Source organism: Candidatus Nitrotoga sp. BS (genome assembly GCF_927797785.1).
Classification (GTDB): domain Bacteria; phylum Pseudomonadota; class Gammaproteobacteria; order Burkholderiales; family Gallionellaceae; genus Nitrotoga.
The window spans coordinates 18,476-40,538 of the sequence record NZ_CAKMLL010000029.1 but is presented as its reverse complement, the minus strand read 5'-3'; the positions used below and the strand labels follow the sequence as shown (position 1 = coordinate 40,538).

Annotated in this window: 22 protein-coding genes and 2 pseudogenes; 18 read left to right on the top strand and 6 right to left on the bottom strand. The window is 47.9% G+C overall.

Annotation, left to right across the window (positions count from 1 at the left end):
• Window positions 1–455: 455 nt before the first annotated feature.
• From MJ769_RS01765 to MJ769_RS01755, 3 genes are read left to right on the top strand one after another with little or no spacing between them, the layout of a single operon-like run.
• The gene (locus MJ769_RS01765; protein WP_239234132.1) at window positions 456–2,360 is read left to right on the top strand and encodes a PAS domain-containing sensor histidine kinase; all 1,905 of its coding nucleotides are present in this window, start codon (window positions 456–458) and stop codon (window positions 2,358–2,360) included.
• Window positions 2,361–2,364: 4 nt separating this feature from the next.
• The gene (locus MJ769_RS01760) at window positions 2,365–2,808 is read left to right on the top strand and encodes a response regulator (RefSeq protein ID WP_239234131.1); all 444 of its coding nucleotides are present in this window, start codon (window positions 2,365–2,367) and stop codon (window positions 2,806–2,808) included.
• A 4-nt stretch (window positions 2,809–2,812) separates the two neighbouring features.
• On the top strand, window positions 2,813–4,894 hold the full coding sequence (locus MJ769_RS01755; protein ID WP_239234130.1) for a putative bifunctional diguanylate cyclase/phosphodiesterase: 2,082 nt from the start codon (window positions 2,813–2,815) through the stop codon (window positions 4,892–4,894).
• Window positions 4,895–5,109: 215 nt separating this feature from the next.
• Here the strand turns inward: MJ769_RS01755 and MJ769_RS01750 are convergent, their stop codons facing one another.
• From MJ769_RS01750 to MJ769_RS01725, 6 genes are all read right to left on the bottom strand, one after another.
• Complete coding sequence (locus MJ769_RS01750) at window positions 5,110–5,808, bottom strand: DUF2490 domain-containing protein (RefSeq protein WP_239234129.1); 699 nt, start codon at window positions 5,806–5,808, stop codon at window positions 5,110–5,112.
• A 138-nt stretch (window positions 5,809–5,946) separates the two neighbouring features.
• Window positions 5,947–6,765, bottom strand: coding sequence for a DUF1259 domain-containing protein (locus MJ769_RS01745; RefSeq protein ID WP_239234128.1), 819 nt, complete (start codon window positions 6,763–6,765; stop codon window positions 5,947–5,949).
• Between the two features lie 133 nt (window positions 6,766–6,898).
• On the bottom strand, window positions 6,899–7,051 hold the full coding sequence (locus tag MJ769_RS01740; RefSeq protein ID WP_239234127.1) for a chromate resistance protein ChrB domain-containing protein: 153 nt from the start codon (window positions 7,049–7,051) through the stop codon (window positions 6,899–6,901).
• A gap of 8 nt (window positions 7,052–7,059) precedes the next feature.
• Window positions 7,060–8,424: a chromate efflux transporter gene (chrA, locus tag MJ769_RS01735; RefSeq protein WP_239234126.1), complete on the bottom strand. Its 1,365-nt coding sequence runs from the start codon at window positions 8,422–8,424 to the stop codon at window positions 7,060–7,062.
• A complete protein-coding gene (locus MJ769_RS01730) occupies window positions 8,411–8,725 on the bottom strand; it encodes a hypothetical protein (RefSeq protein ID WP_239234125.1) in 315 nt (104 codons plus the stop codon). Before MJ769_RS01730 ends, chrA begins: the two co-directional genes overlap by 14 nt.
• 2 nt (window positions 8,726–8,727) lie before the next feature.
• Window positions 8,728–8,907 (bottom strand): hypothetical protein, encoded by a 180-nt coding sequence (locus MJ769_RS01725; RefSeq protein WP_239234124.1) that lies wholly within the window; start codon window positions 8,905–8,907, stop codon window positions 8,728–8,730.
• 362 nt (window positions 8,908–9,269) lie between these two features.
• Here MJ769_RS01725 and MJ769_RS01720 point away from each other — a divergent pair, with 362 nt between their 5' ends.
• From MJ769_RS01720 to hepT, 15 genes and pseudogenes are all read left to right on the top strand, one after another.
• Window positions 9,270–10,169, top strand: coding sequence for a mechanosensitive ion channel family protein (locus MJ769_RS01720; protein WP_239234123.1), 900 nt, complete (start codon window positions 9,270–9,272; stop codon window positions 10,167–10,169).
• A 277-nt stretch (window positions 10,170–10,446) separates the two neighbouring features.
• The gene (locus MJ769_RS01715; RefSeq protein WP_239234122.1) at window positions 10,447–11,883 is read left to right on the top strand and encodes a circularly permuted type 2 ATP-grasp protein; all 1,437 of its coding nucleotides are present in this window, start codon (window positions 10,447–10,449) and stop codon (window positions 11,881–11,883) included.
• A gap of 40 nt (window positions 11,884–11,923) precedes the next feature.
• Window positions 11,924–12,898, top strand: a complete 975-nt coding sequence (locus MJ769_RS01710) for an alpha-E domain-containing protein (RefSeq protein WP_239234121.1) — start codon at window positions 11,924–11,926, stop codon at window positions 12,896–12,898.
• A gap of 16 nt (window positions 12,899–12,914) precedes the next feature.
• On the top strand, window positions 12,915–13,646 hold the full coding sequence (locus MJ769_RS01705) for a peptidase (protein WP_239234120.1): 732 nt from the start codon (window positions 12,915–12,917) through the stop codon (window positions 13,644–13,646).
• Window positions 13,615–13,845 (top strand): annotated as a pseudogene (locus tag MJ769_RS14620) (transglutaminase N-terminal domain-containing protein); the annotation flags it as partial. The gene MJ769_RS01705 and the pseudogene MJ769_RS14620, both read left to right, overlap by 32 nt.
• Before the next feature lie 33 nt (window positions 13,846–13,878).
• Entirely contained in the window at window positions 13,879–14,544 is a 666-nt protein-coding gene (locus MJ769_RS01695) for a transglutaminase-like domain-containing protein (protein ID WP_239234118.1), read from the top strand.
• 912 nt (window positions 14,545–15,456) lie between these two features.
• Window positions 15,457–15,519: pseudogene (locus MJ769_RS14615) on the top strand (DUF3309 family protein); the annotation flags it as partial.
• Between the two features lie 223 nt (window positions 15,520–15,742).
• The gene (locus tag MJ769_RS01690) at window positions 15,743–16,054 is read left to right on the top strand and encodes a BON domain-containing protein (protein ID WP_239234117.1); all 312 of its coding nucleotides are present in this window, start codon (window positions 15,743–15,745) and stop codon (window positions 16,052–16,054) included.
• 65 nt (window positions 16,055–16,119) lie between these two features.
• On the top strand, window positions 16,120–16,284 hold the full coding sequence (locus tag MJ769_RS01685; RefSeq protein ID WP_239234116.1) for a DUF1328 domain-containing protein: 165 nt from the start codon (window positions 16,120–16,122) through the stop codon (window positions 16,282–16,284).
• Between the two features lie 293 nt (window positions 16,285–16,577).
• A complete protein-coding gene (locus MJ769_RS01680; RefSeq protein ID WP_445083051.1) occupies window positions 16,578–16,793 on the top strand; it encodes a glycine zipper 2TM domain-containing protein in 216 nt (71 codons plus the stop codon).
• Window positions 16,794–16,887: 94 nt separating this feature from the next.
• Entirely contained in the window at window positions 16,888–17,199 is a 312-nt protein-coding gene (locus MJ769_RS01675; RefSeq protein WP_239234115.1) for a hypothetical protein, read from the top strand.
• A gap of 320 nt (window positions 17,200–17,519) precedes the next feature.
• Entirely contained in the window at window positions 17,520–19,901 is a 2,382-nt protein-coding gene (locus MJ769_RS01670) for a type I restriction-modification system subunit M (RefSeq protein WP_239234114.1), read from the top strand.
• Complete coding sequence (locus tag MJ769_RS01665) at window positions 19,901–21,274, top strand: restriction endonuclease subunit S (protein WP_239234113.1); 1,374 nt, start codon at window positions 19,901–19,903, stop codon at window positions 21,272–21,274. The genes MJ769_RS01670 and MJ769_RS01665 overlap by 1 nt, the downstream gene beginning before the upstream one ends.
• The gene (gene mntA, locus MJ769_RS01660) at window positions 21,267–21,659 is read left to right on the top strand and encodes a type VII toxin-antitoxin system MntA family adenylyltransferase antitoxin (protein ID WP_239234112.1); all 393 of its coding nucleotides are present in this window, start codon (window positions 21,267–21,269) and stop codon (window positions 21,657–21,659) included. The genes MJ769_RS01665 and mntA overlap by 8 nt, the downstream gene beginning before the upstream one ends.
• Window positions 21,640–22,059 carry a type VII toxin-antitoxin system HepT family RNase toxin gene (gene hepT / locus MJ769_RS01655; protein WP_239234111.1) on the top strand — a complete coding sequence of 140 codons (420 nt, stop codon included), beginning with the start codon at window positions 21,640–21,642 and terminating at the stop codon, window positions 22,057–22,059. Before mntA ends, hepT begins: the two co-directional genes overlap by 20 nt.
• The last annotated feature ends 4 nt before the right edge of the window (window positions 22,060–22,063 follow it).

Genomic DNA, 22,063 nt, shown 5'->3' with positions numbered 1-22,063 from the left:
CTATTCAAATCGCTTTGGCGGGTAAGGCTCTTGAGGGATGGGGTGAGTAGTTACGTAATTTTTAGAGATGCCCTTCATTTTTAACACCCGGAGCCGATAAGAATCTAACTGGGGTTTTACTCTTAACTATGACGTTAGCGGCGAATTAAAAAGCTAATAATTCTAATTTTTTAGGGGGGTCTACCTATTCGGAAGTGTCGCTATATTAGGTTCAGCCTTGGAATAGTTAAATTTCTCAAATAAAAGTTCGTTGCAATTCGTACCAAAAGGTAATGCGAGGTATAAGGTGAAGTATTTTAAAAAAACAATATGTTAATAAGTTATTCTATCCCAGGATTACGTCTTTACAGCACACACATCGTCACCGAGGCGGTAATTAATTTGCAGATGGTGTTAGAGCTAGTTGAAGAACACTTCACTACATCGACGCCACAATCGAAGAGAGTCGAGTCGCAATGAACGCGCGCCTGGCTATCGCAGTCTTGCTTCCTTTCGTCGCCTGTGTCGTGCAATGGCTTCTATGGGATATCTTCAAGCCTTACGCCTGGTTCCTCTTTATTCCCACAGTATTTCTCAGCGCCTGGGTCGGCGGTTTTGTCGGTGGTCTTGTTGCGACTGTCATGGGCTCATTATTGGCGTGGTACATTTTCATACCACCTGTTTTCTCCTTTTCGCAGGACAATCCCGCGTCTGTATTTTCCATCGTAATTTTCATTTTTACGGGCTGCCTCTTCAGTTTTTTCTTTGACCAGTTGCAGCGCTCAAAGAGACGGGCCAACGAGGCATTGGCTACTGCTGAATCGGCTAACGAAAAAACCTCGCAGCATTACCAGAAATTGAAAGAAGCGCAGCGACTGGCAAGTGTTGGCAATTGGGCTTGGGACATCCAGAGCGATACGCACATTTGGTCGGAGGAGGTCTATCACATTTATGGTCGCGACCCAGCCTTGCCTCCAGCAATTTACCCGGAGGTACAGGAGTATTTCACTCCAGAAAGCTGGGCAGAACTTTCCGCTGCCGTGGAAAAGAGCTTGTTGGAAGGGGTTCCCTACGAATGCGATGCCGAGATAGTACGCCCCTCCAATTGCCCTCGTCGCTGGATTGCTGCCCGTGGGAAAGCAACCCGAGATGTCAACGGTAACATCGTGAACCTGCAGGGTACGGTGCAGGATATTACTGAACGCAAGCGGGTGGAACAGTCTTTACGTGAAAGTGAGGAGCGGTTGGCGGTCATTATCAACTCGGCGATGGACGGAGTTATCACCGTGGATGAGCAGCAGCGGATACGCCTTTTCAACCCAGCCGCTGCAGAGATGTTCGGACTGTGTACGGCTGAGGCAATAGGCCAGCCGTTGTCGCGGCTTATCCCAGAGCGTTTCCACCTCGCGCACGCGGATGCTATCGTGAATTTTGCGCATACAGGTATGACGGCTCGCCGCATGGGGGGGGTGGGTGAAATCAACGGCATACGCGCCAATGGCCAGGAGTTTCCGATAGAAGCATCCATTTCCCAGAGTGTCACCACCGGCGGCAAATTTTTCACTGCGATCTTGCGCGACATTACCGAGCGAAAACAGAGCCAAGATGAAATCTGCAGGCTCAACGTAGATCTGGAAAAGCGCGTATACGAACGTACTGCCGAACTGACCGCTGCCAATCGTGAATTGGATAGTTTCGCCTATGCTGTTGCTCATGATTTACGCGCACCGCTACGGGCCATGAGTGGCTTCAGTCATGCCTTAGAAGAAGATTACGGGCATCAGCTGCAGGGCGAAGCAATGATGTTCCTGGAACAGATTGGCCTCGCCAGTCGCAAAATGAACGACTTGATCGACGGTCTGCTTACGCTTTCACGCAGCACTAGCGGGGGATTGCACTATGACTTATTCGATATCTCTGCACTGTCACAACGCTTGCTTGTCGAACTGGCGCAAAGCGACCATGGCCGGAAAATGACAGTGGAAGTGGAAGCTGGACTACAGGCTCGATGTGATGCGCGTATGGTCGAAGTGGTAATGCGCAACTTGCTGAGCAATGCCTGGAAGTACACAGCACGCGTGGTGGAAGCAAGCATCCGCGTTTACGCCGAGGAACGGGATAACGCGCGCTTCTTCTGCGTCGCCGACAATGGTGCCGGTTTCGACATGGCTCATGCCAATCGGTTATTCAAACCCTTTCAGCGTTTGCACCGCCAGGAAGAATTCCCCGGTATCGGAATTGGTTTGGCCACGGTGCAGCGTATCGTGAACCGCCATGCAGGAGCCATTGAGGCACGAGGAGAGCCGGGTAAGGGCGCGATATTTTGTTTTACTTTATCTGACACACCCGTGGAATTGGCACTGGATAAAAAGGAGGATTAACTTAATGATGAATGCCAAAACCATTCTGCTGGTTGAAGACAATGCCCAGGACGAAATGCTTACTCTGCGCGCATTACGCCGCGCCAATCTGGCCAATCAGATAGACGTGGTACGGGATGGTCAGCAGGCGCTGGATTACCTATTTCGGGAAGGTGAATTTATCGAACGCGAGGATCTTTGTCTCCCCACAGTAGTGCTGCTCGACATTGGTCTTCCGCGACTGTCCGGCCTGGAAGTGTTGGAGCGGCTGCGTTCAGACATACGCACCAAACTATTGCCGGTTGTCATCCTGACATCCTCCGACGAAGAATATGACCGTCTGAAAAGCTACGAGAACCACGCCAACAGTTTCGTCAGGAAGCCGGTGGACTTCGCCGAATTCGCCGAGACCGTCGGTCGATTGGGTGTCTACTGGCTGGCGACCAACGAACCACCGCCAGGAAGATAAAGCCGTGATAGATCGCCCACTAAATCTCCTCATTATTGAGGATAATCCCGCCGACTTCCTCTTGCTTGAACGCAATCTGCACCAAAACGGTATTTTGGTTGAGTGGCGGCGTATCGACAGCAATGTGGAACTAAATGATGCGCTGCAAACAGAATGGGATGTGGTGCTCGCAGATTTCAATGTGCCAGGCATGGATTTCCGCAAGACCTTGCTGCGTATCCAAGCACATCATCCTGATCTGCCGGTGATAATGGTGTCTGGTAGCGTAGGCGAGGAAATGGCGGTGGAATTGCTGCGCCTGGGCATGGTGGACTTTATCCTTAAGGATCACCTGGCTCGCCTGCCGAACGCCATCCGACGGGCTTTGGTCGAAGTCAATGAACAGAGAGCCCGCCAAGCCGCCGAAATGTCGCTGCATAAGCTCGCGCAGGCTGTAGAACAGAGTCCGGCGAGTATCGCCATCATTGACCTCAATGCTAACATCGAATATGTAAACGAATCTTACTTGCGCATAACTGGCAACAGTCGCGAAGAGGTCATCGGCCAGAATCAATGTGTGCTGCATTCAGACAAAACCCCGAAGAGTACTTACGATGCTCTATGGACGTGCGTGACAGAGGGTAGAACATGGCAGGGAGAGTTCTACAATAAGCGAAAAAATGGTAGCGAATTTATCGCCCATGCCACCATCGGCCCTATCCGCGAGCCAAACGGTCGCATTACGCATTTCGTGGAGATCAAGGAAGACATCACGGAAAAGAAACGAGCCGAGGTCGAAATGCACCATTTGGCCTATTACGATACGCTCACTGGCTTGCCTAATCGCGCTCAGCTGTTGGAGCGCATGACGCAAGCACTGGCTCTGCCCTGTCGAAATCGTCTTTGCAGCGCATTGATATCGTTCAATATTGATCGATTCAAAACCGTAAACGATGCGGGTGGCCAGACATTGGGCGATGCGCTACTCAAGGCGGTGGGCGAACGGTTGGTCTCCAACCTACGGGAAGGTGATGTCGTGGCACGTATCGCAGGAGATGAATTTGGTATCTTGCTGGTCGGCCTCGCGCAACAGCAACACGATGCCGTAAATTTTGCACGCCAAATATCCATGAAGATACATGACAGCCTGCACAAACCTTTCCGCCTCGGTGACGAAAGTATCACCCTCAGCACTTGCCTTGGGGTCGCGCTTTTCCCGGGAAATGATGAAGACTCGCCATTGGACATCCTGCGCCGCGCTAATACCGCTCTTCACCACTCAAAAACAAGAGGAAACGGACAGACCGCGTTCTTCGAAGGGAGTCTGGATGAGATTGCAAAACAACGCTTCAAAATCGAACGCGAACTACACCATGCCATCACGTCCAGCGAGTTGCGCGTGTTCTTGCAAACACAAGTGGATGCAACGGGTTATGTTGTCGGCGCAGAAGCGCTGGTGCGCTGGCAACATTCTCAGCGGGGGTTAATACCGCCAAGCGAATTTATTCCGATTGCAGAAGAATCGAATCTCATTGTTGAGCTAGGTACATGGGTTATTTCCGAAGTATGTAGTTTGCTGGCGGGTGAAGATATGGCCTCCTGGCCGATACGAATTGCTATCAACATCAGTCCACGCCACTTCCGCCAATCCAATTTCGTTGATCAGATCAAACACTGCCTTGCCATTACTGGGGCCGATCCGACGCACCTTACACTGGAAGTAACGGAGGGGGTGGTAATCGACAATATCAATGATGTGATCGCCAAAATGACCGAGTTGAGCGCAATGGGCATCCATTTCTCTATGGATGACTTTGGTACCGGCTATTCCTCACTATCTTACCTTAAGCAGTTGCCCATACACGAAATCAAGATCGACAAAACATTCGTGCAAGACATGACGACCAACGCGAATGACGCCTCACTAGTGGAAACTATCCTGTCCGTGGCTCAACATATGCACCTCAGAGTAGTTGCGGAAGGCGTTGAGACCGCCGAGCAGGCCGCATTTCTGAATCAACGTGGGCAGGTTATCCACCAAGGCTATTTTTTTGGCAGACCAGAGTCGGCTGATACTTGGATAAAGAAAACCCAATCTTTGTTGTGATTTTTCACAACAGGCATTGGACTTTTCCCCAGCTGGCTTCAGTCAGGTTGCGGTCAGTATGGAATATACTCACTGCGTTGCACGATTAAACCAACATAGAAAATCCACCGGCTTTGTCGGGGGGTACTTACTAAATAGCCTTTGTTCGACATTTCCTAAAATATATAGGTGCTTGGATTCACATTCGAAGTGCAATATCTCAAGGATATTACTATTTAGTAATTTAAATAAAAATTAATCGATAAAATATGATCGTTCCTGTTTGTTGAGGTATGTGGCCTATTAATATATTGGTTCATATAACCGATTTCAGCTTTAAATTCTTTGTCGAAATCATAGCCCATTCCTATGAATGCTCTATTTTGATCGAAACCTCTACGAGGTCCCCAGTCAGAGTTGTTAAGATTTAGGAAATACTCATCACTAGCCACTACGCTGTAGGCTGGGGCAGCAGTCAGTGGTATCCATACTTTAAACATTTGCCGTAAACGCAAGCTGGTATCATCACCCAAACTAGGCGCCAAACGCTCTTCCAGACGAGTCCGACTGCTGGCTGTGCCGAACGAAAATTTATCGTTCAAAGATAATTGTTGCCAGATTCTTCGCTCGTTGAATGTGGTTTTTGAAAATGGCTCTGCAGTGTGCACTAACGCATAACCCAACCAGACACTAGTAGTAGTGTTAATGACATATCCTATGCCAGGACGGATGATTGCCTGAGAAAAACGCGACGTGTTATCGCCAAAACGACCTTGAAACTCTGCCCAATATTTAAAATTCTTTAATGCTGGATTTAAAGAACTCAAACTACCGACAGCCGTTATATTGGCCCAAGTTTGGTTATCATTTATATCCGCCATAACTGAACCTGAAAGTAATAAACCAAGTACTATTATTGCGGTAATCCTATTCATTTTATGTACCACTTTTTTCTTATCCCCAAACTATATTTAGATATCAGAATTTTAATCTGAGTTACTGAATCACGTTGACAAAAATGAGAATGAATTTGATTGGTCTATCATCAGACAAGTGTGCATCATTTGCCTACGTTAGCTTGAATTTTCAGCGCTTCTTTGAATGCTTTTTGCCAGATCGACTGCCTTGCCCTTACCCCAGTAATGCAGGAATAGGTAGTGCGGCTGCTTATGAGTCATATGCTGGTGAATCGCCACAATATTGATATCTTCGGCTCGCATGGTCTTTAGGATAGGTTGTAGTTCGTCTTCGAGCACTGCGAAATCGCCATCGACAACCGCTTCATCATCGGAACCGGCAAATGCAGCCCAGGTATTAACACCCATTTGATTGGCCACAACGATGCCATGCATTTTGGCTTCACGACCAATTACGACTTTGAACATCCCATTGTTTGTCTGTCCCTTCATGCCAAATACCGCTTCCAAAGGAGCGGAGGTGATCTTGTTGTCATTGGCGATTGTTCCCGGAAATGTTGTAGCAGGCGGAGGACGAGAAGCACGAATTTCGGCAATCTTGTCATAGACTTTCTTTACCCCGGTTGCCAACTGATCGACACTGCCCATGCCGCTGATGTGCATGAAGTAGACCTTGGGTTGATCGAAGAAGAAATGATTGTGGAGTGCGGTAACTTCAAGACCGGCATTCAAGGCGGTGCTTATGACCGGATTGACTTCATCCTCAAACACAACCGTATCGCCCATCATCATTGCTTGTCCATTATGGGCCGGGGTAAAGGCAGTCCATGACGTGAGACCCATGAAGGTCGGCATGGACCATTTATCAACCTGGATTTTTACGTCGCTGCGCGGCTTGGATACTTTGAATACATTTTCTTCTTTGGAAAAACTTCCTTTGAGCCCGGTCAGCTGCTCAATCTTTGCGGTATCCAAAACGCTCGCTGCATCTGTGTATGAGCCGTGGCCAAATTGAGAGCGAGTGCTGTCGCAAGAATGAAGCGTCTACAGCAAATGAAACGTAACATGGGAATCTCCTTGTATTGTGTATATAGGGAAGCGGGGGAAATTAGCGCATGACAGGGGGACAGTTGTGCGTTTCCTTCTGGCAGTCATTCGCTGGTACATACAAAAACTCCGGCTCTGTCTCGGTAAATTTCCCGAACAACCACGGGCAAGCAATACGATCGGACTTCCGGCACTCACGAATAATCCACTTCATAATTCACCTTACAGAATTAAGGTTTTCACTATCAGACCGATCACCGCGCAAGCGACGATCACCTCGATGACATTCCGCTTGAAGCGGAACAAAGCGACGGCTGCTGCCAGTGCGATGACGGCCGAAATCCAGTCGAAAGTTCCTGTAAATCCTTGCGGCCACAGAACGTGGTATAGAAAAAACAGTGCCAGATTGAGAATAACGCCCACCACAGCGGCAGTGATTGCCATTAGTGGCGCTGTGAATTTGAGGTCACCGTGCGTGGATTCGACCAAAGGGCCACCAGCCAATATGAACAAAAATGAGGGCAGGAAGGTGAACCAGGTCACCAGCGTGGCCGCCACCACACCGGAGAGAAACAGGGAGTCCGAACCGAACAGTATTTTCACGTAACCGCCAACAAAGCCGACAAAGGCCACCACCATGATGAGCGGCCCTGGTGTCGTTTCACCGAGCGCTAAGCCGTCGATCATCTGCGTCGGCGTGAGCCAGCCGTAGTATCCGACAGCACCCTGGTATACATAAGGCAGCACCGCATAGGCTCCGCCAAAGGTCAGCAATGCGGCCTTGGTAAAGAACCAGCCCATTTGCGTAAGTGTGTGATGCCATCCGTATAAGACATTCAGCAGCCCCATCGGCACAGCCCACAGTAAACCAGCAACGACGGTCACCTTAACCAGCTTGGGCCATCTGAAGCGGGCGTGCTCAGGCGTTGGTGTATCATCATCAATCAACGCTGGACCAAAGGATTTGTCGGTCTTGCCATGGACGCCGCCTGCCTGGAATTTGTCCGGTGTGACACGACCTCCGAGGTAGCCGATTATAGACGCTCCTGCCACGATGGCAGGGAACGGCACATTGAGGGCAAAGATCGCAACGAAGGATGAGGTGGCAATTCCCCAAAGCACGTTGTTCTTGAGTACTCGCGAGCCGATGCGATACGCTGCTTGTGCCACGATGGCTGTTACGGCGGGCTTGACACCATAGAACAGCCCCGCGACCAGAGGCACGTTACCAAAGGCAATATAGATCCACGACAGCGCAATCAGTATCAGCAGCGAAGGGAGCACGAACAGAACTCCAGCGACGATACCACCCCAAGTGCGGTGCATCAGCCAGCCGATGTAGGTAGCGAGCTGCTGTGCTTCCGGGCCCGGCAAGAGCATGCAGTAGTTCAGGGCATGCAAGAAACGCCGCTCGGAAATCCAACGTCGGTTCACGACCAGTTCCTGGTGCATGAGGGATATTTGCCCAGCCGGACCGCCGAAGCTGATGAAGCCAAGCTTGAACCAAAAGGAAAAGGCTTGTCGTAAACTTACCGGCTGAGGTTGGGCTTCGATGCACTCAATGGTGTGCGCATCAGGTTGGTTCATGAGTTGGCACTCCTTTGCCGAAGGCGATGAGTAAACCGTCGAAAACGCCGCTTGCGCTCGCCAACAGCTGATCATCGTCGAGGATGGCATCCCGCAACCCGGCAAGCAAACTTTCCGCACCAATACCCTCGGGTGGCTGAACGCCACCGACATCAAGGCCCTGCAGCGTGGCACCTGTCTGTTTTTTGGCCTTACCGAGAAAGAAATCAATTTCTGAGAAACTAGTAAAGGTCTTGCGCGGCTTGCGGGCTTGTTTGACTGACTTCTGCACCTCGCAGGTAATTAGCGAATCATGCGTCATTGCTAAATTTGCCAGTAACACCGTGAAGCCCTCGCTACATGCAAATAGATGAAGAAATTTGCACCATTCGGTTCCTCAATGCGCGACACGAACGCTGTTCCTCCACCAGCCCGTACCTCAGCAGCGATGGCTTCCAATGTGTCGCTGCAGGCGTGCATTCTGGCATCAATAGACTGCATCACGCCACTGCAGCTCCAGACACATTGAGTGCATGCCACACTCTCATCCGAATGTAGCGTTCTTGGTCGGAAGGTTGGTGATAAATAAGAGCCAGTTGTTCATGCATCGAATGCTACATATTTTTGATGAGGAAGGGCAGGCGAGAGACTGCTCTCTGATTCTACCCGGTATTCTATACAATTCAGTCGTTGTTCCAGTTCTAGCAGGGGGATGTGGTGTTGGTCGACTGTCGTCACTTTTTTTGTTATTGCTCATGACATTCCCTTCGCGAGCTGTTCAGGCATGAATGCTGTGTGAGGCAAGCTCACCCTATCAGCGCAGCATGTGTAGAATAAACTCATTTTATCCGACCTGGAGAATCTGCATGGACACCCTTTTCCTGATCTACAGCAAACTCAAGGAAATCGTTCTGTTTCCATGGTTCAATATTGCGGATACACAGGTCAGCCTGCTCAGCATACTCGGCCTGATCGTTATTTTTGTAATCGTCTGGCGCGTGGGTACTGTGTTCGAACAGGCCATCGTCAGGGTGGGGCGCAATCAGAGCAAGGAGCTCAACCCGGGTTGGTACGCCCTGAGCCGTATCAGTCGTTATGTCGTCTGGATCATCGGCTTGGTCATCGGGCTGGGTTATCTGGGTTTTAGTATGGCCAGCTTTGCGATGATCGGCGGCGCAATCGGTGTCGGATTGGGGTTTGGTCTGCAGAGTCTCTTCAGTAATTTTGTGGCGTGGATCATTATTCTGATCGAGAAGATCGTCAAAGTCGGTGACTTCGTTGACCTGCAATCCGGAGTGATGGGGAAAGTGACCGAAATCAATTTGCGCTACACCCGTGTTACCACAACGGACCTGATCGATATCATTGTGCCCAATTCGGAATTTACCAGTGGCCGTGTGATCAACTGGACACTGGGTGAGCGTGTTCGCCGCTTGCATGTGCCATTTGGTGTTGCCTACGGATCGGACAAGCATTTGGTCAAAGAGGCTGCGGTTGCGGCGGCATTAAGTATTGCAGGGACAGGACGTGGCCAGGGTCGTGACCCCGACGCTTGGCTGGTCAAGTTCGGGGAGAGCAGTCTGGAATTTGAACTGGTGGTGTGGGTGGGATCCGAGCTGATCATCACCCCTGCCAAGACACAGGCGCAGTACCTGTGGGCGATCGAGGATGAGTTAAGAAAAAGGAAAATCGAGATTCCATTCCCGCAAAGAGATTTGCATATTCGATCTGGAACGATTGCGGTCAATCTGAAAAAATCGGCTTGATGTCCATACGGAAATTAATATAGGAGTTCTTCTTTGGAAGGAAATCCAGAGAATTAGTTTAACCGAATTAATGTTATTGTAGAACAGTACGTTACTTAATTAATGTGTGGGCGTTAGAAAAGCAACTTGATGACAACAGCTTGTTTAAGGGTTATGCTCACTGCAGGTTGATAGAGATTAACTGTATGTTCGTTATCGACTCTTTGTTGAAAAATATCATTCTTCAGCATCACCCTGCTACTGCACTGAAACCCTAATTCATAAAGAACCCATTCCTATGCCTTTAGATTTCAAGTTGTACGATACGGAAGGCTTTTACGATGAGCTGATCCAGCCTACAGGTGCTCCCCGTCCAGGTGCAAAGATTCTGGTCGGGCGCATCGAATCTCTGCAAGACGGAGAGATTATTGCACGCCAGAAAGCGGCTGAAGCTGCAATGTACAACATGGGTATCACGTTCACTGTTTACGGCAACGATGAGAGTACCGAGAAAATATTTCCTTTCGATATTGTTCCGCGCATCGTGGAAGCCAAAGACTGGGAATATATTGAGCGAGGTTTGAAGCAGCGTATCCATGCTCTGAATTTGTTCCTTGACGACATCTACCACAAACAAAAAATCCTCAAGGACAAGATTATCCCCGCAGATATGATACTTTCGGCGAGTTCATTTCGACCACAGTGCGTCGGGTTGGATGTGCCACGTGGAATCTGGTGTCATATCACCGGGACTGATTTGATTCGCGATCGAGATGGCCAGCATTACGTGCTGGAAGATAATCTGCGCTGTCCATCCGGCGTGTCTTATGTGCTGGAAAACAGACAGGTGCTTAAGCGGACTTTGCCGGTTGCATTCGAAGCTTCACGGGTGCGGGCCGTAGACGATTACCCGGCAAGACTGCTGGAAACGTTGCAATTTCTTGCGCCTGACAATATTTCTTCGCCCACCGTTGTGGTACTTACGCCGGGCATGTACAACTCGGCCTATTTCGAACATTCGTTCCTTGCCCAGCAAATGGGCGTGGAGTTGGTGGAAGGTAGCGATCTGGTGGTGATGGACGGTTCCGTTCATATGCGTACCACGAGAGGTTTTCAGCGAGTGGATGTGATTTACCGCCGGATTGATGACGATTTTATCGACCCGAAAACTTTCCGTGCAGACTCGGTATTGGGTGTGCCCGGTCTGATGGACGTGTACCGAAATGGACGTGTGGCACTTGCCAACGCTCCCGGTACGGGCATCGCAGACGACAAGGCGGTATATACCTATTTGCCGCAGATCGTTAAATATTATTTGGGTGAGGACATGATTCTGCCTAACGTGCCTACCCATATCTGTGCGGATGAAAAAGAACGGGAATACGTGCTAGCCAATCTGGACAAACTAGTGGTGAAAGCTACCAACGAGTCGGGTGGGTACGGCATGCTGGTGGGTCCGCATTCCACTAAAGCGCAGCAGGCCGAATTCGCGGAGTTGATTCGTAAAAATCCGCGCAACTACATTGCCCAGCCTACCCTTGCGCTATCCCGTGCACCAGTTTTGGTAGGGGACCATTTTGAGGGGAGGCACATAGACCTGCGGCCCTATATTCTTTACGGCAAGGATATTTACGTGGTGCCCGGCGGCCTGACACGTGTTGCGTTGAAAAAAGGATCATTAGTAGTTAACTCATCACAGGGTGGAGGCAGCAAGGACACTTGGGTGTTGAGCTAATGACTATCCCGGAAATGGATAAGAAAGGGAGTATGTCCGTATGTTAAGCCGAGTCGCCAATTCTATTTACTGGATGAGTCGCTATCTTGAACGCGCAGAAAACGTCGCGCGTTTCATTGGCGTCAACCTCAACTTAAGCCTGGATATGCCTGGAGAATACGGCGAGCAGTGGGGGCCGTTGGTGAACATTACCGGAGACGGGGAGCTTTTTGCAAAGCGATATGGAGAGCCTACACGCGAAAATGTCCTGCATTTTCTGACTTTTGATCGCGATAATCCCAATTCGATTTTGAGCTGTGTCCGCCACGCACGCGAGAATGCACGATCAGTCAGGGAAATCATCTCGTCTGAAATGTGGGAGCAGGCAAACCATTTCTATCTGATGGTCAAGGATGCAGCCGCCAATAAGTCATCACTCAAGAATCCACATGATTTCTATATGGCCGTAAAAATGGAAAGTCATCTTTTCGACGGCATTACCGAAGCCACCATGTCCCACGGTGAGGCTTGGCATTTTCTGCAAATGGGTGAGCTTCTGGAGCGAGCTGACAAAACGTCGCGTATCTTGGACGTGAAATATTTCATCTTATTGCCTGATGAACAGGTTCTCGGTGCAGCCATTGACAATATACAGTGGTCGGCGCTCTTAAAGTCGGCAAGTGCGCTGGAAATGTACCGAAAACATTCCAAGCAGATTACGCCATCCAAGGTGGCTGAATTCCTGCTACTGAACAAGGATTTTCCACGCTCGGTGCAGTCATGTTTGAGACGTGCTGCTAACTCTCTGCGTTCCATCACCGGTTCGCAACAGGATGATTTTAGTAACGTGATCGAGAAACGCCTTGGGAAACTGCTTGCAGATTTGAATTACACTCATATAGACGAAATAATCTCCTGCGGACTGCACGAGTTTCTGGATAGTCTGCAAACTCGGCTGAATCAAATTGATGATGCCATCTTCGAAACTTATTTCACGCTGCGTCCATTGACCGGTAGCAGCTCCCATCTAACTTAAATATCAATAAAACAACATGACATTCTGTGCAGCATTTAAGATCGAAGAAGGCCTCGTTGGTGTCTCCGATACCCGCCTTACTTCGGGTGCCGAGCGCACCACTGCACGCAAGGTGACGATACATCAGCACGGTAATCATTCCATGTTTTTGATGACTTCCGGTTTACGATCGGTGCGTGATAAGGCACTGACCTATTTCGAAGAAGTATTGGAAGAGCAAGACAGTCACTTTGATAAGCTCTATAAGGCCGTGAATGCTTTTGCGGGACAAGTCCGCGTTGTGGCCAATGAAGACAAGGAAGCGCTCAAGGAGGCAGGGTTGGATTTCAACCTGTTCTCGATTATCGGCGGGCAGTTGGAGAAAGACAAGGAGCACAAGCTTTACATGCTTTACCCTCAGGGAAACTGGGTGGAAGTGGGGAAGGGGTCGCCTTATTTCTTGATCGGTGAGTCCAGTTATGGAAAACCAATCCTTGATCGAGTTTTACGATATGAATCTCCAATGGATATGGCACTAAAGCTGGCTTATCTTGCCTTCGATTCAACGCGCATCAGCGCGGTAGATGTAGATTTTCCAATTGATGTGGTGTTATACAAACGAAATTCTTTCGATATAGTCCAGCATCGATTTGAGCGCGAGGATCTTCAGCATTTGCCTGAGTTGTGGCAGGAAAGTCTGCGTAAGTCGGTGGCGGAGATGCCGGACGAATGGGTGGATGTGGCTCTATCCAAGTTATTGTCGAAGTAGCTTAATCAAACACATGTTGTTAAAGATTATCCATCGCACCCGCTACCACTACAGCCAGCCGGTATTTTTGGAGCCCTTCACTGTCCGGCTCAGGCCTCGCAGCGATGCCAGCCAGACTTTGCACAACTATAGTATCAATGTTACGCCCACTATTGGTGGAATCACCCACTGCACCGGGCTTTACGGAAATAACACTGAAACGATCTGGTTCAACGGATTGCATGAGAATCTGTTGATAGAAGTACAGATGTTGGTAGAAACACATCGTGGAAATCCCTTCGATTTTTTTGTTACCGACCATCAGGCGCTGACTTTACCGCTGGAATATGAACCGGAAATTTCAGGGGCACTTGCGCATTATCTGATTCTCGAAGGAAATGATCCTCATTGTGCTGTATTTGCTCAAGAAATAATGCTGGCAGCTAAACATGAAACAATTCCTTTTCTGACGATGCTCGCTGAAGCGATTTACCAACGTTTTGAGTATATGCTGCGTGAAGAGGGTGATGCGTGGACATCCGCTGAAACGATGAAGCAGGGGAAGGGATCCTGTAGAGATTTCGCGATACTATTCATTGACATTTGCCGCAGCGTTGGTATCGCAGCCCGTTTTGTCAGTGGCTATTGCCTTGGGGATGATGCGGCCAACAGTGGGGATATGCATGCCTGGGCAGAGGTGTACTTGCCAGGTGCCGGCTGGCGAGGATTTGACCCAAGTCGTGGTCTGTCCGTCAATGACGATTACGTTACTGTGGCTGCGGGTCAGCACCCTCGTGATGCTGCACCCACATTTGGAAACTTTCGTGGGGATGCTATTTCTTCAATGGATGCTGAAATTTTGATTACCTTGCAGGAAAGAAAAATCAACGCGATTTATCATCCTGCGCTGCAACTGTGAGGGGAACCACAGAGTCTAGTTTTTTGAAATACAACATTCCAGCAAAATTGTCTTACCAAAACCTTGATCAAAGCACATGGTAACGTGACGAAAGCTGTAAAATTAGTTGGCAAGGAACGACATGCGTTCGGTAAGCTGCAAAATCTAGGGTGTAGATAAGCAGCTTTATTGCGAATAATCATTTTGCCCCTACATTTATTTCCTCTTTTTTCTTTTGATGATTAAGTTTATCGTGCTTGGCACGAGAAATGCTTGCTATTAAAAGTGTGTGGCCTAATTATTCAGTCAGCTTTTCTGGCTATCGAAGGCTCAGAATTCAGAATCATATAGCACCGAGTAGCATAATAATGTTCTACATTATTTCAAAACAGCCCGACCGCAGCCGATTCGCTGTAAGGGTTGTGACTTGGTGGATCTCACAGGAATATAAAAGGGTGATGCATAAAGACGTAAACAAGGCCTCGAACAATTAAAGGGCACCTCTAAAAATCCAATTTTCGTCACAATACTGCGTTACTCGAAAAAAATTATCGCTTACATATCAACTATATGCCTCGCTCAAATTTTTTACTCGCGCCTTGTCTTGTCTAGAAAATTGAATTTTTAGAGGCGCCCTAAATGCTGAAAGCCTGATTAGAGAACAATAACTGATAGGCGGGAGACCTAATGAAACGGGTGTTGGTATCGGGGAGAAGGCTGCAGGTCGGTTACTAAAGTACTTGTGACATATAAAGATCCGGCGTTTTATTTTTAAACTGTAAGAGGTTGTTCCAAATACATTAGAGAAATAAGAGACAGACATTGAAGCGGGGGGCGTTATAGCGAAATCTAAACAAAAATCAAAAAAAGAATTTATTGCAAGCGCCGAAATTACGGGCGTATACTTAATTTCGGTTTCATTGCTGGTCGGTCAACCCAAAGTGGTTCCACAGCCGGAGTTGGGGTTATGGTCCAGCGGTGTTATTGGATTGCTGATCCTGGTCATTCTATTTCTGATGGGCAAGATATAGCGCGTTGCTTTGATTTTGCCTTGCGACGATCACTCAACGGTCTGCAAATCTGAGTTTCTGTTTTACAACGCAACGAAGATTGCGGACACAAGCCTCTTGAGGCTGTTCTAGTTCAAGCATCGAGAGGCAATTTTGCATCATGATTAAACTTAAACTTAAACTTAAACTTAAACTTGGAGGGTATTGCCATGACACAATTTAAACGGTTTTCCACTTTTTTTCTGACTGCCCTGTTGGCTTTTTTTGTGGGTTGTGCAGCTACGCCTAAGCAGGAAGGAACCGGAGAATATTTCGATGACACCGTTCTGACCACCAAGATCAAAGCGGCGGTTTTAAAGGAGCCGTCCCTGAAATCCGCTGAAATCAACGTCGAAACCTTCAAAGGTGTAGTACAACTGAGCGGTTTCGTCAGCTCCCAGGAGGAGATCAATAAGGCGGTCGAAGTTGCACGTGGCGTCAAAGGGGTGACATCGGTCAAGAATGATATGCGGGTCAAATAAGAACAGCGGTCGGTCTTCAAGCATGGCCTGTCTGGTTGACCGACCATTCATGAGAGGAAGAAATCATGCTCCATTATACCGTTGTGTTTTTAGTCATCGCGATTGTCGCTGCGCTACTCGGCTTTACGGGTATTGCGGCTGGTGCTGCCGAGATCGCCAAGATCCTTTTCTTTATCTTCATTATCTTGTTTGTCATCTCGCTCATCATGGGACTGATGCGTCGCAAGTAATATGGAGTACGTCATGACCCAATTTTCAAGCCAAACAATAAAAGAATGATTTGCTCAAAGACTTTAATGCCGCTGTACTCGCAGGAGCATTAGTCGAGCATATCTTTGGGGCAGGTCACGTGCTCTTCAAAATCTTTATGTTTAAACCCTGATGTAGTTTTTTACTGCCTCGTCAGCGCTTTGAACAGATTTAGTAAGGATGGAAGTTATTTCAATGAATAGGCATGGATGAAAGTTTATTAACATAAATTTATCCGAGATATATCAAGGGCACCTTTAAAAAAGGAACTGACATGAAAACGATGTATAAAGTTGCAATAAACGCGTTAACCGTAGCTATGTGTCTTGGCTTAGGCGGATGTTCCGGCATGTCTGCACAGGATAAAAGTACAGCTATCGGTGCTGGGGTAGGTGCAGTTGGCGGTGCGGTACTGACAGGGGGCAGTACTATTGGAACGGTTGGCGGTGCCGCAGTTGGGGGAGTTGTCGGTCACGAAATCAGTAAGTAGAAAATTTACTATCAATTCGATGCATCTATAAAGTTGCTGAATGTAAAGATGTATTTTTATCAAATATACAATTTATTCAAGGAGATTCACTAAAATGATGAAATTTAAAAAACGTACTGCTGCGGTATTAACAGTAAGTGCTTTAATGTTGGCACTATTGGGTTGCCAGAAAGAAGAAGGTCCGGCCGAGACTGCTGGTAAGAAAATTGATCAGGCAGTCCAAAAAACCGGAGAGGGGTTTGATAAGGCAGTCCAAAAAACCGAAGCGGGATTTGATGAGGCAGTCCAAAAAACCAAAGAGGGATTTGATAATGCAGCTGAAAAAGCCGGAGACAAGATTGAAAAGGCTGGAGAAAAAATTGAAAAGGCTGGAGCTGAAGTTAAAGACGCAGTTAAAGGCGATTAATAATGCGCCAATCCTTGCTAATTAACCGCTGACAATCCGTCACAAATAAATAGGAGCAGACTCGAAAGGCACTAATTTAGTGCCTTTTTGGTATGGTTAGATTATTGTGAACAGCTGCGCCTGTTTTATCTTAAGCTATTGTTTTAACAACCCGCATCGTTTTTATCCCATCACAGTATCTTTACTTTTATGTTATTTTGCGATGCACAATCCTGATCTGTTCACATTTCGACAAGCTCAATGTGAACGACTCCGTGGATAAATGCTGTCAGATCAATTGAATGCAAATAGCTGAGTGGGATGGAGTTGTACTGCAGCAATTGAATTCACCGACCAACACGAAAAACAATAAAACGATGACACAAAACACCAACAACCTCGCCGCTTACATCTGGTCATTAGCCGATTTACTTCGGGGCGACTTCAAACAAAGCCAGTATGGCCGCATCATTTTGCCTTTTACCCTGTTGCGCCGCCTTGAAGGCGTATTGGCGGACAGCAAAGCCGCAGTGGTTGCACAAGTTGATAAAGTGCAACAAATGCACGTGCCGGAAGAAGCGCAAGAAAAATACCTGCTACGCGCGACCAACGGCCTGACATTCTTCAATACCTCTAAAATGGATCTGTCCAAACTGGGTGAAGCGGGTATTGCCGCCAATCTGGAATCGTATATTCAGGGGTTTTCCAAAGACGCGCGGGAGATTTTTGAGCATTTCAAGTTTACCGAATTTATCGGGCAGCTCAACGATGCCAACCTGCTCTACAAAATCGTGCAAAAGGTTCGGCAAACCGACCTAAGCCCCAAAGCCATTTCCAATCACGACATGGGCTTGGTGTTTGAAGAACTGATCCGCCGCTTTGCCGAAGGTTCAAACGAAACCGCCGGTGAACACTTTACCCCGCGCGACATTGTGCGCCTCACCACTTCACTGGTGTTTATGGAAGATGATGACGCCCTTACGCGGCCGGGGCTTATCCGTACCATCTACGATCCCACAGCTGGCACCGGCGGATTTCTGTCAGCGGGCATGGAATACGTGCACGAGTTAAATCCCGATGCAAGAATGGTGGCATATGGGCAAGAGCTGAATCCCGAGAGCTACGCCATCTGCAAAGCCGACATGCTGATCAAAGGCCAGGAAGTCAAAAATATCAAGCTTGGTAATACCCTGTCGAGCGATCAGCTTTACGCCGACAAATTTAATTACATGTTGTCCAATCCGCCGTTTGGTGTGGACTGGAAAAAGATCGAGCAAGACATCAAAGACGAAAACACGCAAAAAGGCTTTGCCGGACGCTTTGGCCCCGGCTTGCCACGGGTTTCGGATGGCTCGCTGTTATTCCTGTTGCACCTGATCAGCAAACTACGCGATCTATCCAACGGCGGCGCACGTATTGGCATTATTCTCAACGGCTCACCGCTGTTTACCGGCGGTGCCGGTTCGGGGGAATCCGAGATTCGTCGCTACATTCTCGAAGCCGATCTGCTGGAAGCCATCGTTGCCTTACCCACCGACATGTTCTACAACACCGGCATATCCACCTATGTGTGGATACTATCGAATAAAAAATCCATCGAGCGCAAAGGCAAGGTTCAACTCATCAACGGCGTAAACCTGTGCGGCAAAATGCGCAAATCGTTAGGCTCCAAACGCAACGTCATGGATGAAGCCGATATCGCCACCATCACCCGCGTCTTTGGTGAGTTTGCCGTGGTCGACGCGCGAGAACTTGATAAACCCGCCGAGCAAAAAAGCAATCGCGGTCGCCAGTCAGCCAACCCCAAAACCGAAGCCCCCAAAACTTTCGCCAGTAAAATCTTCAACACCTTTGAGTTTGGCTACCGCCGCATCAGCATCGAGCGTCCCTTGCGTGAATCCTGCCAATTCAATGATGAACGATTGAACACCTTGCGTTTTGACACCGGCGCCTTAAATGCGGCGATGCAGTGGGTTTATGTGGCCTACGGGGCAGGAAGCCCGGACGACAACACACACGGCTGGTCGGATGCGCCGGATTGTGGCAGATACGGTGATTTAACCGCACACGCTGACGCAATTCGCAAGCACATCAAGACCCACTTTGGCGAACTCAAAGAGAAACAAATCAAAGACCTGCTGGATCGTAACACCTGGTTAGAACAGAAAGCGCTTTTGCTTAAAGCCCGGCAACTGCAACAAACTATCGGCACCGCGCAACACGATGACATGAACCGCTTTGATGAAATGCTCAACGCCGCCTGCAAAAAAGCAACGCTTGCCCTGGACGCCAAAGAGAAAAAAATGATTAAAACGGCGGTGAGCTGGAAAAACCCTGTTGCCGAAAAAGTCATCAAAAAAGTCCACAAAGGCAAAGCCAACCCGCTTTATGGATTGTTTGAAGTGAATGGCCAAGTGGTGGAATATCAGCCTGACACGGAGCTGCGCGACAATGAAAACGTTGCCCTTGACCCAACCCAAAGCGTCAACGCCATTAATGAAGCCTACTTTGTCAAAGGAGTGCAGCCGCATGTGCCCGATGCCTGGATCGATGCCAGCAAGAAAGACGACAAGGATCAGGAGATCGGTATCGTCGGCTATGAAATACCGTTTAACCGGCATTTCTATCAGTATCTGCCACCCAGGGATTTGGCGGAGATTGATGCGGATTTGGATAGGGTGAGTGGCGAGATTATGGCTTTGTTACAAGAGGTACATGTGTAATGGCTGGGAAATATCAAGCATATCCTGACTATAGAAAAACTGGGGTTAAGTGGTTGGCGGAAATCCCTGCAAATTGGGATTCTAGTAAGCTACGCTATATGTTCTCATTTAGTAAAGGGTTGACTATTACGAAAGAGGATTTGTTAGATGAAGGGGTGCCTTGTGTAAACTACGGTGAAGTTCATTCAAAGTACGGTTTTGAAGTTGATCCTGATAAACACCTCCTTAAATGCGTAAGTGGAGAGTACTTAAAGTCTGCAAAAAATTCTATATTGTTTCAGGGGGATTTGGTTTTTGCAGATACATCTGAAGACATTGAAGGCTCAGGAAACTTTACACAGTTAACTAGCGACCAAGTTGTTTTTGCTGGCTACCATACTATTATCGCCAGACCAATGGATAGGCAAAGCTGTCGCTTTTATGCATATCTTTTGGACTCTCAGGAAGTTAGAACACAGATTAGACATGCCGTTAAAGGTGTAAAAGTATTTAGTATTACTCAGTCTATTCTTCGGGGTGTGGAAATTTGGATACCAACTCTTGAGGAACGTAAAAAAATCGCCAATTTCCTCGACCATGAAACGGCCAAAATCGACACCCTGATCGAAAAACAGCAACAGCTCATCAAACTACTAATAGAAAAACGCCAGGCAGTGATTAGCCATGCCGTAACCAAAGGCTTAAACCTCAACGCCCCTATGTGTGACTCAGGTGTTGAGTGGTTGGGTGAAGTGCCGACGCATTGGGTTGTTGCCCAGTTAAAATTTAACACATTAGAAATGCAAACAGGTCCATTTGGCAGTCAACTACATGCAGAAGATTACATTATTGATGGAATACCCTTAATTAATCCTGCCCATATGATTAATGGAAAAATAATACATGATTCGAAAGTAACAGTAGATGAACAAACTCAAGAGCGTTTGAAACGTCACAAATTGAGTGAAGGCGACTTAATTCTTGCTCGCAGGGGCGAGTTAGGGCGTTGTGCGATCGTTACGAAAGTACAAGAAGGTTGGTTATGCGGAACAGGCAGTTTAAAAGCGAAGTTAAATGAACGGCTTCTTCCTGAGTATTCATATCTGCTAATTACTTCTGAAGGTGTTGTCTCTGAGTTAGCCTTGGAAACAAAAGGTTCGACTATGGATAATTTGAATACAGAAACGCTTGGAAGAATAAGAGTTCCTGTCCCACCTATTAATGAACAGAAGGGAATATTGAATTACGTTCATGAAATCGGAGAGAAGTATAAATTGCTTACTCGTAAAGCTGCGCATCAAGTGGTGTTTTTGCAAGAACGCCGCACCGCCTTAATCTCCGCCGCCGTCACTGGCAAAATCGACGTTCGCGACTGGCAAACGCCCAATGTCTAACGAAAGCAACAACATGGCTAAAAACATCACGCGCGTGATTCATGCCCATGCAGCTATCGATGCTATTTATCTTTATGGTTCACGCGCCAAACAAACGGCGCATGAACACAGTGATTGGGATATTGCCGTTGTATTCACCGATTTTGAGACGGATGTGAGTTTACGTTTATTGCGTCCGCAATTGTTGGAAGCTGCGATTGAACGTGAATTAAAGCTTTACAATCAAATTAGCGTGGTTGATCTGGAAACCGCACCGATTTACTTGCAACACAGCATTTTAATGTCCGCAGTGAAATTGTTTGATCGCAATGTGCCGCATGTTAAGCGGGTTGAGCAGAGTATTTTGTCGAAATGGGAAAAGGATTATGAGAGATATTGCCTATGAGCAGGCCTTGCTCCGGCATCAACGCAAAATGTTGCGCATTTTGGATGAATACAGTAATGAAGATGGGAATACCTGGACAGAGCGCGATTTTCTGGCGATACAACGCGCATTGCAGATTTATATTGAATCGTTTATTGGCATGGCGCGTTACTTTGTTCAGCAAAAATATCACTTATCTGTCAGTCAATCCCGCGAAGCGTTAGACGAATTAAAAAACCGGGGTGATTTGAGCCTTCAACATCATGAGGAACTGTTAAAGATTGTCGGTTTTCGCAATGTGTTGGTGCATGATTACCTTGAGATTAACAACGCCATCGTGCAGGCGATAGTCGCTAAAAAGCAATATGCCATTATCGAAAACTTAATGGCGGAATGGCAGCGAGCGTTGGGTCTAGCATGAACAT